The 12326-nt window shown below is 53.4% G+C and carries 11 protein-coding genes and 1 pseudogene; 2 read left to right on the top strand and 10 right to left on the bottom strand.

Annotated elements, in window-relative coordinates:
- The first annotated feature begins 185 nt into the window (after positions 1-185).
- A pseudogene (locus BV405_RS17780) lies at positions 186-624 on the top strand (DoxX family protein).
- Between the two features lie 78 nt (positions 625-702).
- On the opposite strand, the gene BV405_RS07940 reads toward BV405_RS17780, so the two are convergent.
- On the bottom strand, positions 703-1437 hold the full coding sequence (locus tag BV405_RS07940; protein WP_086480340.1) for a hypothetical protein: 735 nt from the start codon (positions 1435-1437) through the stop codon (positions 703-705).
- A gap of 119 nt (positions 1438-1556) precedes the next feature.
- Entirely contained in the window at positions 1557-2495 is a 939-nt protein-coding gene (locus BV405_RS07935; RefSeq protein WP_086480339.1) for a LysR family transcriptional regulator ArgP, read from the bottom strand.
- A 199-nt stretch (positions 2496-2694) separates the two neighbouring features.
- Here BV405_RS07935 and BV405_RS07930 point away from each other — a divergent pair, with 199 nt between their 5' ends.
- A complete protein-coding gene (locus BV405_RS07930) occupies positions 2695-3324 on the top strand; it encodes a LysE/ArgO family amino acid transporter (RefSeq protein WP_086480338.1) in 630 nt (209 codons plus the stop codon).
- Between the two features lie 62 nt (positions 3325-3386).
- On the opposite strand, the gene BV405_RS07925 is transcribed toward BV405_RS07930, so the two are convergent.
- The 8 genes from BV405_RS07925 to rsxA all read right to left on the bottom strand — a co-directional run bounded on the left by BV405_RS07925 (position 3387) and on the right by rsxA (position 12218).
- Complete coding sequence (locus BV405_RS07925) at positions 3387-4745, bottom strand: DUF2252 family protein (protein ID WP_086480337.1); 1359 nt, start codon at positions 4743-4745, stop codon at positions 3387-3389.
- Between the two features lie 131 nt (positions 4746-4876).
- Positions 4877-5398, bottom strand: coding sequence for a DUF1543 domain-containing protein (locus tag BV405_RS07920; protein ID WP_086480336.1), 522 nt, complete (start codon positions 5396-5398; stop codon positions 4877-4879).
- A gap of 38 nt (positions 5399-5436) precedes the next feature.
- Complete coding sequence (locus BV405_RS07915; RefSeq protein ID WP_086480335.1) at positions 5437-6147, bottom strand: electron transport complex subunit E; 711 nt, start codon at positions 6145-6147, stop codon at positions 5437-5439.
- A 26-nt stretch (positions 6148-6173) separates the two neighbouring features.
- Positions 6174-6902, bottom strand: a complete 729-nt coding sequence (gene rsxG / locus BV405_RS07910; RefSeq protein ID WP_086480334.1) for an electron transport complex subunit RsxG — start codon at positions 6900-6902, stop codon at positions 6174-6176.
- A 9-nt stretch (positions 6903-6911) separates the two neighbouring features.
- Complete coding sequence (gene rsxD / locus BV405_RS07905; RefSeq protein WP_086480333.1) at positions 6912-7958, bottom strand: electron transport complex subunit RsxD; 1047 nt, start codon at positions 7956-7958, stop codon at positions 6912-6914.
- Positions 7959-7972: 14 nt separating this feature from the next.
- Positions 7973-10909, bottom strand: a complete 2937-nt coding sequence (gene rsxC, locus BV405_RS07900) for an electron transport complex subunit RsxC (RefSeq protein WP_086480332.1) — start codon at positions 10907-10909, stop codon at positions 7973-7975.
- Positions 10909-11535 (bottom strand): electron transport complex subunit RsxB, encoded by a 627-nt coding sequence (rsxB, locus tag BV405_RS07895; protein ID WP_086480331.1) that lies wholly within the window; start codon positions 11533-11535, stop codon positions 10909-10911. Before rsxB ends, rsxC begins: the two co-directional genes overlap by 1 nt.
- A gap of 101 nt (positions 11536-11636) precedes the next feature.
- The gene (gene rsxA / locus BV405_RS07890) at positions 11637-12218 is read right to left on the bottom strand and encodes an electron transport complex subunit RsxA (protein WP_086480330.1); all 582 of its coding nucleotides are present in this window, start codon (positions 12216-12218) and stop codon (positions 11637-11639) included.
- Positions 12219-12326: the final 108 nt, after the last annotated feature.

Raw genomic sequence — 12326 nt, 5'->3', positions numbered from 1 at the left:
CCATCTATTCAGCCCCATTACTGCACTTAAATCGTGCAGTAATGGAATCGGTCAAATGCCCAATTTGATCTGACCCTGCCTTACGAACACACCTGTAAAAACAAACACATACCGGAACAAGAGAGCGCAATACTTTCCCTGTACGATCTGCAATATTAGCGGCCTACCTTTAGGAAGAACTTCAGATGTCAGGAGGCATTATGTTGCAGTTAGTAGATCGGTTTAATCAGATGTTCGACAAGCCAGATTTTGGTCTTTTGCTGCTTCGAGTGGCTTTTGCCGGAATGATGCTTTTTCACGGTGTTCACAAACTGATCGCCGGCGTGGGTGGAATTGAAGGTATGCTGCAGGCGCAGGGCTTACCGGCTTTTATCGCATGTGGGCGAAGTGATTGCCCCTGTATTTATGATTCTGGGTATTCTGACACGCCCTTCAGCTCTGATCTTCTCTTTTACCATGATCGTCGCCTGGCTAATGACTGGGCCTGGTAATATCGCAGCTCTGAACCCTAAAACCGGTAGAGCATATTATGGTGTTCTTCTTTGCCGGTATCGCCATTCTTTTTACCGGCGCAGGTCGTTATGCACTGGGTGGGCATCGCTGGAGTTAATGCTGGTTGTTTAGACGGTTGCTTAGAATATTTACCGACAAAAAAACCGGCCAGAGCCGGTTTTTTACGTTTGGTTTTGTCTGTAAACCGAATCAGTAGCTGACACCCAGACTGATATGCCAGCTTTCTTTGGAGTCATTCTTGATATAAACAGGAGTAATCAGAAATTTATTCAGGTCTGCTGTCATACCTACTACGAATACATCCCGGTAATCATGTACAGAACGATCTTTTTCCGGATCGGTAAAGGCATCGCCAAATATGTTCCATAGAGAGCTACTGGAAACTGACTGGCTGCTGTAAAAATAATGTGCGAAAGGTGTTAAGGATGAACCTCGATCAATCGGCATTTGGTGGCGGATACCGACAACAGGGCCTATTGAATAAGCCGATGCGACATTGCGATCATTGTCATTGTAAAAAATTCTGCTGACTTGACCATTCACACTGAAACTTAAGCCAAGATTGGCGTGAGTGTTTGAGCTTAATGCTGCTTCGTAACTTGCTGTCAGGTAGGTATCAAACTGCCAGTTATAGTCTTCGCTATTCTCTGTCACAGAAAGGCCGTAATGGAAAACTGCACCATTGCCAAAGTTGTCCAAGCTCTTTGGGGAGCGGGTGTTGAAGGTTATCCCCCCATAGCTTCCATCTTCGTATGAGTGGTAAATTCCTTTGAAATTACTGGTTTCCTTTTTGCCATTCATTCCTCCACCTAGCTGATGTTGCAGATGATTGAATTCGAAGAGGGTTCCGTCTCCGGCTGTTGCAGCAAACACTGATACAGGGGTAAGCGCACAAAGAGCCAGAAGTGTTTTGGATAGTTTCATATTGGGAGATGCTTTCAGTAATTGGATATATGATCAATCAGATTAATTTCGGTCAGTCTAACAAACAATAATGTTGATAAACTACGTCAATGGTCTGACTTTTGTCTGGTTTTTAGTGGTTAAGTTCGCTGAAAAGGCTCAGAATGTATTTTTGTCAGATTCTCTTCTGCACCCTTGATAACCGCTTTGGTCAGTAACTTCAGGCTTTCTGATTTCAGGTTCCACACATGCCAGTAAAGTGGCACATCAATGGTTTGCCCCGGCACCAGCTCGGCTACGATTGAGTTCTCCGGATCGTTCAGATCCAGATAAGGCTGGCTCTGCTGATCCGGCACCATGCCCCAGCCCAAACCTAAACGTATCAGATGAAAATAGGGGCCGGTGGCGGGGATTCTGTGCTTCGGATATAGCGCGCCGTTCAGTCCGATATGGCGCAGAAAATGGTTCTGCAGCTCATCCTTATGGTTGAACTCCACTACGGGAGCTTCCGCAACGGTTTCTTCCGTAACACCTTCCGGGAAATAGCGGGCGATATAACCGGGAGTTGCCAGCGCCCGATAGCGCATCACTCCTAAGGGAAAGCAATCACAACCCTGCATTGCCTGAGACGAGGCACTTACACAGCCCAGCACCTCACCGGTTTTCAGCAGATGGTGGGTCTGCTCCTGATCATCGATCTTAATATCCAGCACCCAGGGGTGCTGATCCACCAGAGGTGCCAGTGCTTCGGGAAACCAGGTATCCAGACTGTCGGCGTTAACCGCCACTGGCATACGGCTGAAACCCTGTTCCGTGGCCTGATCCAGACTCAGGCTCAGCTCGCCTTCCAGTAACGACAGCTGATGGTAAAACTTCAGCACCCGCTGACCGGTAGCCGTAGGCACCAGAGGTGTACTACGGATAATCACCGCCTGTCCCAGTTTCTCCTCCAGCTGGCGTATCCGCTGGGAGATGGCGGATTGGGTGACATGCAGGCGCTTGGCGGCTTTATCAAAGCTTTGTTCCTCGATAACAGCATGTAACGCGCTGAGTTGTTTCGGGTCCAGTGACAGGCTCATGGTGTTGTCCCTTACGAGTCTATGCAGACTACAGTTATTTTAATTAGATATTTTAATGATCAATTAAAATCATTATTTTTACTTAATTTCGACTCAGGGGCAAGATGCACTCCATTGATACGGCCCTTGTCAGTAGAAAGTTTGCCGGTGCAGATGCACCGACGTTTATGCAAGACGATGTTTTCTTTTGGAGTGTGTGATGAGTGCGGCAGCAAGTCTTTATTTATGGGCCCTGATTAAGGGGCTGGGAACCAGCGCAGGCCTGATTATGGCCATCGGCGCGCAGAACGCCTTTGTTCTGTCGCAGGGGCTGAAGCGACAGTATCACTGGCCGATTGCCGGTGTGTGCAGCTTTTTTGATGCGGTGTTAATTACCCTGGGCGTTGCCGGTATGGGCGCACTGATCAGCCAGAATGAACTCTGGCTGAGTGTTGCCCGCTGGGGCGGGGCAGCCTTTCTGTTCTGGTACGGATTTGGCGCGCTGCGCTCGGCGTTAAAAGATCAGAGTCTTGAGGCGGATCGTAAAGGTGCAAGCAGCCTGAAAAAGGCACTGCTGACTACATTGGCGGTTACCCTGCTGAACCCCCATGCCTATCTGGATACCGTGGTGCTGATCGGTAGTATCGGCGGTCAGTATCCGGAAGGAGAGCGCTTCTGGTTTGGCTTCGGTGCAATCAGCTTCTCGTTTATCTGGTTCTTCGGCATCAGCCTTGGGGCGCGTTGGTTAGCGCCTCTGTTCCAGAAACCGATCGCATGGCGGGTATTAGACGCAGCCGTCTGCCTGATGATGTGGTCGATTGCAGTGAGTTTGGTGATAGCGGCGGTTTAAGCACCGTCTGGTATGGCCGAATTGTGGACTTGCCCCGACAAATGTCGGGGCTTTTTTGTCGATTATTCTCCGAGATACAACCCCCGCAAATACCCGCAATCCTCTTTCACCTGTTCTGCATATCCTTCACAGGCGTTGATTAACGCTTCTATCTGATCGGGGAGAACTGCCGCCATCGCCTGCTCAAAGCGGGTGGAGCGGCGGTCGCCGCGACAGTGCGCGAGGGCAAGGGCTTGCCCGCAGGTCGCTGCGTATTGTTCAAAACCGCCGTTTACGGCCTGTTCCCCAAAGACAATATCTTCAGGATCAATCCCCACGCGGGCGTGATGACGGGAGCGGATCAGCCAGTGAGCGTCCTGCCATTCGGCTTCATCCAGTACCAAATCCGGTTTGCGTTGCATACGTTGCTGGCAGTGTACCGTCAGGTGGGCTGGGTTGAGGCGGTTCACTGCGCTCAGTTCTGGAAAGTGGTGCAGAGGTGCGGCATGGCGCTGGCGCTTGATCTCCACCAGATGGCAGAGTTCCAGATCATCCTCAGAGGTAAAATCCTTCGGCCCCACAAGACAGTAGAATCGACGCATATTTACCGAGCCGGTGCCTGCATTCAGGCGCTCGGTAATATCGAGGATGCTGTCGTCCATATAGGGTTCAAAGTGCAGGATTAGCCCTCGCGCTTCTCCGGCTGAAAGTGGCTTAAAGCGCTCCGGACGATCACGGAAGCGAAGCGGCTGCTGGCTGATATCCACTTCTTTCGCCAGTGAGCTTTTCTCCAGAAACTTCTTCCCGCCCCAGATCCGCTTTTTCGCCTTTTTATAAGGCGCGTTCAGAATGTGTTTCTTTTTAAAGTCGTTCAGAACCTGATTGCGGTTCTCGGCATCGTCAGCACACTGCTGACAGGTCGCCAGATACTGCTCCAGAAAGGCTGTCATCGCTGTGCGGCTCTGGGCGGCGCTTACCGCCTGATCATCATCAAGGGCTTCCTCTAAGGCATAGCGGCCTGCCAGAGCTCCTTCGGCAAAATCTACACATAAGGCCAGACTGGTACAGAAGCGCGCCAGATCCCACGCCGCATGGCCGACGCAGGCATCATCAAAATCATTAGGGGCAAAGATCACGCTTTCGCCGTGGGCTCCTTCCTCGCTCAGAAAGCCAAAGTTAGAGGTATGACAGTCGCCCATAATGGTGGTCAGAGGCGGTGTCAGCAGAGCTTCCGGCAGCTTCAGATTGCCTTTAGCCAGATCGGCATAAAACAGCTGCGCCGAACCCCGCAAAAAGACAAAGGGGTTGGTCGCCATCTTGATATGTTTGGGCGAGCCTAGCGCCGGATCTCTATAGTCGACCCGCTTCAGCTCCTGATGGATCAGCTGCTGGCGCTCTTGATTGGCAGTGACTTGGGCTTTGTTTTTCTTTGATGCTGGCATCTTTGCTTCCTTGTCGATGTTTGACGGTGACTATGGCTTGAGGATTACCAAGTAACGCAGTCTAACACTGTTTGGAAGCTGGTGAAGAGATCGTAAAGAGGTGGAAAAGAGGACGTAAAAAAGAGAGTGGCTTAGCCAATCACCTTATAACCGAACCAGTCAGGACGCAGGGGCTTAACGGGTTTGTCGGTGGCGGTCAGCTGAATATGCCAGTTCTCCAGCAGAGAGATCGGCAGGCAGTCATCTACATCATGCAGGTTGTCTTTATGCTGATGACTGGCGGTGGTCAGCAGATGGCGTTTTGCCATCTGCTTGGCTTCTTCATCGTTGCGACAGGCGAAGAGACCGAAGGCGTGCTGCTCCGCCATCTGATCCGGCTGATAACCCCCAAGATTGACGAAGTAGAGTTTCAGATCCGATGCGACAGGTTCGGCAGAAAGGGCAACCTGATAACTGCGGCCATCGGCACTGGGCACGGTATCGACAATATGATAGCTGTCCAGATGCAGGTTGTTTTTGTGGCCATACCACTGCTGAATCAGGGCCTGATAGGTGTCTTCAATACGCTCGCCAACCACAAAGCGCACATCATGCACTTCGATATGACACTGACCGGCTCGTCCGCCGAGGTAGACCATAAACAGCTGTGGCATAAGCGTACCTGACTTTGTTCTTAGTCTCGGCTTTCGTTTTAACCCGTAACCCGCACGCGGCGGTCAACGGTGGGCTTCGGCTCATCAACCTTGTTGCGTTCCGCGCGGGCTTTCAGGTGACCATCCACGATGTTCTTCAGGGCGATCAGCAGACCCATACCCACGAATGCACCCGGCGGCAGAATGGCAAACAGGAAGCTGTAGTCTTCAAACACCACAATCTTCCAGTTAGCGGCCATAGGACCAAACAGCAGCTGCATATTCTCGAACAGGGTGCCCTGACCGATCAGTTCACGCATACCGCCCAGCAGTACCAGTACCACGGTAAAGCCGATACCCATCATAAAACCATCGGTAACTGCAGGCAGAATCGGGTTTTTGCTGGCAAAGGCATCCGCACGACCCAGAATCACACAGTTGGTCACGATCAGCGGAATAAAGATACCCAGAATCAGATACAGCTCGTAGGTGAAGGCCTGCATCAGTAGCTCGGCGCAGGTCACGAAGGAGGCGATGATCATCACAAAAGCGGGCAGACGCACCTGCTCCGGCACAAAGTTACGGATCATGGACACCGACAGGTTAGAACCCACCAGTACCAGAATAGTGGCGATACCCAGACCCAGGGCGTTAACGACAGAACCGGTTACCGCCAGCAGCGGGCAAAGACCCAGTAGCTGAACCAGCGCCGGGTTGTTATTCCAGAGACCGTCAGCGGTAATTTCCTGATAGCTTTTTGTTGCGCTCATGGTTTTGATTCTCTATTCAGGGCTGCTTATTGCTGATTACCAGCAGTTTCCTGCAGAATTTCAGTGTTAGCTGGCGTCGTCTCAAGCAGGCGGTCTTTATGTTTGGCAAAGTATTCCAGTACCGCGCGGGTCTGATTCACAACTGCACGGGGAGTAATGGTCGCGCCGGTAAACTGGTCGATCTGGCCGCCATCTTTTTTCACTTTCCAGGCATCCGGCCCCGGATTTTCCAGGGACATACCGGCAAAGCCCAGAATCCAGTCAGACTTGGCGGTTTCAACTTTATCGCCCAGTCCCGGTGTTTCCTTGTGGTTCAGAACCCGCACACCGGCCAGTTCGCCGTTACGCTTAACGCCAACCAGCAGATCAATATTGCCGCTGTAGCCGTGAGGATTGCTCACCGGAAACAGCAGTGCCACGGTCTGGCCTTGTTTGCGACCGACATAAACCTGCAGTGGCTCTTTGTTACCCAGAATCGGACTTGGTGCCAGTGTCAGGGTGTCGTTCAGCAGGTCATTGTCGATCTGATCCGCAGGCAGAATCTCATACAGGCTGCGGGTCTGGGACTGACGGATGTTTTCCGCGATGCTCTCTTTGGTGCTGATCTGGGTTACTGCGATCACGCCCGCCGTCACGATGGCAAAGATGCCAAGGCCGATACTACTGCGGATCACCGACTGCAGCAGAGTGGTTTCTGCTGCCTGACCGTCATTCTGATCGTCTGGCTTTTGAGTTTCAGGTGCTGTGTGTTGCATTGAAAATCCTTACTTCTCGTTCTTAATGCCTTTGCGCGCTTTGTTGTGACCAAAGCTGCGGGGCTGAGTGTAGTAGTCGATAAAAGGTGCGGCAAAGTTCATCAGCAGCACTGAGAAGGCCACAGCATCCGGGTAGTTACCCCAGGTGCGGATCACATAGACCAGCACACCGATACCGATACCAAACCAGATTTTGCCCTTGTTACTGGTGGCGGCTGTCACAGGGTCGGTAGCGATAAAGAAAGCACCGAACATGGTAGCTCCGGACAGCAGATGTACCATAGGCGAGGCGTAGTTGCTGGCATCTGTACCGTAGAACAGCAGAGACAGTACAAACAGGGTGCCCAGCATAGCTACCGGCGTGTGCCAGGTGAAAATGCGTTTCCACAGCAGGTAAAGACCGCCCAGCATAAAGGCGATAGACGCGGTCGCCCATGCTTCCCACACCTTCTCTGGTTGGAAGCCGTTCTGTACCCAGTACTCATCAGCCATCAGCGCGCCTTTGTGCTTAAAGCCATCCAGCGGGGTCGCCATAGTAAAGGCATCGGGCGCATTAACAGCGCCGCCAAAGACGGCTGACAGGCTCTGAGTCAGGGAAACGCTGCTATCGAGCAAAGCCGCAGGAGTCACCCATTGGGTCATCTCAACCGGAAAGGAGATCAGCAGCAGGGCATAGGCCACCATCGCCGGGTTGAACGGATTATTACCCAGACCGCCGTAAAGTTGTTTGGCAATCACAATCGCCACAAAGGTGCCTGTTACCACCAGCCACCAGGGAGCCAGCGGCGGCAGGGCGATACCCAGCAGCACACAGGTCAGCAGGGCGCTGTTGTCTTTCAGTGCCGGCAGCGGATTGCGGCCGCGCATCTTAAGAATCAGCGCCTCAAACAGCAGGCCGGAAACCGATGCGATCAGCACATTGATGATCGAACCCCAACCGAACAGCCAGGTCAGTGCCGCAAGCCCCGGTAGGGTTGCCAGAATGACCGTCTGCATCACCTTGCTGGTGCTGAGGGGGCGGTGTAGATGGGGGGATGAAACCCGAATAAATGCCATAATCGTTCAGACCCTTAACACACTTCAGTGCCGGTTAGCTGAGCCAGTTTCTGCTCGGCGTCGGCGAATTTGTTTTTACAACGCTCTACCACAACCTGCTGATCACTGATCGCTTGAGCATCGCCAGAGGCTTCTGCTTCGGCCAGCGCCTTTTCCGCTTTTTTCAGTGCAGTTTTAGTCGCTGCAGCGATAATCTTCGCCTGCTTGAGTGCTTTTTCCTGAGCTTCAGCGGCATTGTCGGCAGCGGCTGGCTGAGATTCTGCTTTAGGTGCTTCAGCCGAGCTATTCTGCAGGGCGGCCAGTTTATCGGCGGCCTGCTGTGCTTTCTCTTTTACGGTGCTCAGCTTGGCTTCACAGGCGGCGATCTGTTCGGCATCGCCGGAATCCTGTGCGGCGGTCAGCTCTTTCTCTGCCTTTTTGATGGCGGCCTTGCTGGCTGCGGCGGCAATCTTAGCCTGTTTCAGCGCCTTTTCCTGATCCGCTACAGCATCGTCACCAGAGCTCGCAGCCGTTGCTTCTGCTTTTGGCTGAGACGCAGCATTCTGCAGAGCGGTCAGATTATCCGCTGCCTGCTGAGCTTTCTCTTTGGCGGTTGTCAGCTTGGCTTCACAGGCTGCAATCTGTCCGGCATCGCCGGAATCCTGCGCGGCAGTCAGCTCTTTCTCTGCTTTCTTGATCGCAGCTTTGCTGGCAGCAGCTGCTATCTTAGCCTGCTTCAGGGCTTTTTCCTGATCGGCGGAATCAGCCGCAGGGGCTGCTTGCGTCGGAGAGGCAGCCGAAGCCGATTTAGCGCTTTCTTCCAGCGCCTTCAGTTTTTCTTCTGCTTTTACCGCATTGGCTTTGGCAGTCACGATAGCGGCTTCTTTGGCGGCCACTTCGTCCGGATCATTATCACGCTGGGCATGTACCAGCGCTTTCTCTGCCTTCTTAATTGCGGCCTTGCTGGCGGCAACAGCGATCTTAGCCTGCTTCAGGGCTTTTTCCTGCGCTTCGTTGGCGGCAGCAGGGGCAGCCTGAGGCGGTGCTGCTGTTGTCGCAGAGGGTGCAGAAGCGATACCCAGTTGTTTCTCGATATCGGCAACCTTGTCCTGAGCGACTTTCAGATCCGCTTCCAGCTTAGACTTGTCTTCATCGGAGGCTTCCTCCAGCGCTTTTTCTGCCTTCTTGAGGGCTACGCTGGCGGCTGCGCGCTGGATCTTCAGCTTTTTCAGTGCTGCTTCATCCAGACCGTTCGGATTGGTTGCTTGTGCAGCTGCAGGAGCTGGGCTGGCTGGAGAACCTCCACCCAGTTGCGCATCGATGGAGGCAACCTTGTCCTGTGCCGCTTTCAGATCCGCTTCCAGCTTGCTGCGGTTGTCGTCAGTGGCTTCCGCCAGTGCTTTTTCTGCTTTCTTCAGGGCAACGCTTGCTGCTGCGCGCTGAATTTTCAGCTTCTTAGCGGCCGCTTCATCCAGGCCGTTAGCAGCTGGTGCTGGTGAAGGCGTTGCAGCAGTTGTTGAGCTGGCTGGTGATTTAGCCGCTGCAGCAGCCATACGGGCGTTACGGGCAGCGATCTTCTCAGCTTCTTCACGTTCCAGACGGGCCTGACGCTGTTCAAAACGAATCTTGGCGCGCTCTGCTTTTTTCGCCTCTTCCTGCTCTTTACGGATCTCAGTTTTGGCAAAACGGTAGTATTGCACCAGCGGAATGCTGCTTGGGCAAACATAGGCGCAGGCACCGCATTCGATACAGTCGAACAGGTTAAACAGCTGAGCTTTTTCAAACTCTTCCGCCTTGGCAAACCAGTGCAGCTGCTGGGGCAGCAGTTCTGCCGGGCAGGCCTGTTCGCACATGCCACAACGGATGCAGGGATTTTCCGGTTCCGGATCAGGGAACTCCTGATGGGTCGGAGCCAGCAGGCAGTTGGTGGTTTTCACCACAGGCAGCTGATCACCGGTCAGGGTAAAGCCCATCATAGGGCCACCCATAATCAGGCGGCTGGCAAGAGAGGCGTTGAAACCGGCATAGTCCAGCAGTTCACGAATCGGGGTGCCAAGGCGCACTTCCACGTTCTGGCGGCGGGTCATGGCATTGCCGGTCAGGGTGGTGATACGGCTGACCAGAGGCTCGCCCAGTGTCACTGCTTTGGCAATCGCGATAGCAGTGCCTACGTTCTGACATACCACACCGATATCCGCAGGCAGACCTCCGGACGGCACTTCACGGCCGGTCAGAATCTTAATCAACTGCTTCTCACCACCGGACGGGTATTTGGTCGGGATCACGACCACATCAATATGCGTGCCCTTGGTGGCTTCCTGCAGAACCTTGATCGCTTCCGGCTTGTTGTCTTCGATGCCGATCAGACAGCTGCTCGGATCAACCAGTTTGCAGAGGATCTGTGCACCCAGTACCAGCTGTTGCGGGTAGGTGCGCATCGCCATATCGTCGGCGGTGATATAAGGCTCGCACTCGGCAGCGTTAATCACCAGAGTATCAATGGCGTGACGCTCGCGGGTGCGGGCTTTCACTGCTGTCGGGAAGCCTGCGCCACCCATACCCACGATACCGGCTTTGGAAATCGCATTAAGCAGGGTGTCGACCTCGGCATTCTGCCAGTCGCTCACCGGCTCCAGCATTGCCCATTCATCTTTGCCATCGGATTCGATGGTGATACAGAGGTCGTTCATGCCGGAGGCGTGAGGAATCGGATGTTCGCCGATAGCGGTTACGGTGCCGGAAATCGAGGCGTGAATATTAGCACTGATAAAGCCATCGGCTTTTGCGATCAGCTGACCGGTTTTAACCTGATCGCCCACGGTAACCAGAGGTTCGGCCGGAGCGCCGATATGCTGTTGCAGGGGCAGAATAACCTTGCTTGGCAGCGGTGCCTGAACCAGAGGTTGCTGTACCGACTGCTGCTTGTTTTCGTCCGGGTGAATACCACCGTGGAAATCCCAAAGTGTGCGCATTAAACCGCTCCTCCGCTGACAGAGGTGCCGGAACTGGTGGCGAAAACCTGATTTTCAAAGCGGGCATTCGGGCCCTCTGGGCGGTTCCAGCCCCAGTTTTTCACTGTGGTTTCTACAGGCAGCATATCGATACAGTCTACAGGACAAGGCTCAACACAGAGGTCGCAGCCGGTACATTCAGTTTCAATAACGGTGTGCATCAGCTTGGTGGCACCGACAATGGCATCTACCGGACAGGCCATGATGCATTTGGTGCAGCCGATACACTCATCTTCTCGGATATAAGCAACTTTTTTCACACCGATGGTGTCCGGATCAGCGTCCAGCGGCATAGGGTCTCGCCCCATCAGATCGGCCAGAGCTTCCATGGTGCTTTCGCCGCCGGGAGGGCACTTGTTGATATCGTCGCCATTGGCGATCGCTTCGGCATAAGGGCGGCAGCCGGGATGGCCACACTGGCCGCACTGAGTTTGCGGCAGCAGGCCGTCGATCTGGTCAACAATCGGGTTGCCTTCCACTTTAAAGCGGATGGAGGCATAGCCCAGCATGGCGCCGAAAAGGGCTGCGAGGGTCAGCAGTCCGATTACAGCAGCTAAAACAGGATGTTGTGAAAGAAACTCAGTCATCTGTTTGTCCGGTATCGCTTATTCGATTAGAGGGTTCAGTACAAAGCGCTGGCTTTGCCTGTTAACCGTTAACTCAAGTAAAAAGATTGTTCGGGACGAATTTAAAGCTGAACCAGTCCACTGAAGCCCAGAAAGGCCAGCGACATCAGACCAGCGGTCACCATAGCGATGGATGAACCTTTAAAGGGTGCCGGAACGTCAGCAACAGCAATGCGTTCACGCATGGCGGCAAACAGCACCAGAACCAGAGAGAAACCCACGGAAGCGCCAAAGCCGTAGATGGTCGCTTCTACAAAGCCGCTGTTGCGGTTCAGGCTCAGCAGTGCCACACCCAGTACCGCACAGTTGGTGGTAATTAGTGGCAGGAAGATACCCAGTACGCGGTACAGCAGCGGGCTGGTTTTGCGCACCACCATTTCGGTGAACTGCACGACCACCGCGATCATCATGATAAAGGCGATGGTTTTCAGATATTCGATACCCAGAGGTTCCAGCACAAAGTGATATACGAGATAACTGCTGGAGGAGGACAGGGTCAGTACAAAGGTGGTGGCCAGAGACATGCCCATGGCGGATTCCAGTTTGTTGGAAACACCCATAAAAGGACACAGGCCCAGAAACTGAACCAGAACAAAGTTGTTCACCAGAATCGTACTGATCAGGAGCAGGATGTATTCAGTCATCACTTATCTTCGTCAGGAGTTAGGGTTTATCAGGGGGCGACATTATAGAGCTTTTTGCTCAGGTTACGCTGACACGAATCAGCCCCAGCTTTAAACGCACGGATCTTA

The sequence above is a fragment of the Oceanospirillum sanctuarii genome (assembly GCF_002150805.1).
In the GTDB taxonomy this organism is placed as follows: Bacteria; Pseudomonadota; Gammaproteobacteria; order Pseudomonadales; family Halomonadaceae; genus Oceanospirillum; species Oceanospirillum sanctuarii.
This window is presented reverse-complemented; position numbering and strand designations above follow the sequence as displayed.

What these genes read in the sequence shown, in the direction of transcription:
- BV405_RS07940 (WP_086480340.1), bottom strand. Translation starts at nt 1,437, where the DNA reads ATGAAACTATCCAAAACACTTCTGGCTCTTTGTGCGCTTACCCCTGTA.
- BV405_RS07935 (WP_086480339.1), bottom strand. Translation starts at nt 2,495, where the DNA reads ATGAGCCTGTCACTGGACCCGAAACAACTCAGCGCGTTACATGCTGTT.
- BV405_RS07930 (WP_086480338.1), top strand. Translation starts at nt 2,695, where the DNA reads ATGAGTGCGGCAGCAAGTCTTTATTTATGGGCCCTGATTAAGGGGCTG.
- BV405_RS07925 (WP_086480337.1), bottom strand. Translation starts at nt 4,745, where the DNA reads ATGCCAGCATCAAAGAAAAACAAAGCCCAAGTCACTGCCAATCAAGAG.
- BV405_RS07920 (WP_086480336.1), bottom strand. Translation starts at nt 5,398, where the DNA reads ATGCCACAGCTGTTTATGGTCTACCTCGGCGGACGAGCCGGTCAGTGT.
- BV405_RS07915 (WP_086480335.1), bottom strand. Translation starts at nt 6,147, where the DNA reads ATGAGCGCAACAAAAAGCTATCAGGAAATTACCGCTGACGGTCTCTGG.
- rsxG (WP_086480334.1), bottom strand. Translation starts at nt 6,902, where the DNA reads ATGCAACACACAGCACCTGAAACTCAAAAGCCAGACGATCAGAATGAC.
- rsxD (WP_086480333.1), bottom strand. Translation starts at nt 7,958, where the DNA reads ATGGCATTTATTCGGGTTTCATCCCCCCATCTACACCGCCCCCTCAGC.
- rsxC (WP_086480332.1), bottom strand. Translation starts at nt 10,909, where the DNA reads ATGCGCACACTTTGGGATTTCCACGGTGGTATTCACCCGGACGAAAAC.
- rsxB (WP_086480331.1), bottom strand. Translation starts at nt 11,535, where the DNA reads ATGACTGAGTTTCTTTCACAACATCCTGTTTTAGCTGCTGTAATCGGA.
- rsxA (WP_086480330.1), bottom strand. Translation starts at nt 12,218, where the DNA reads ATGACTGAATACATCCTGCTCCTGATCAGTACGATTCTGGTGAACAAC.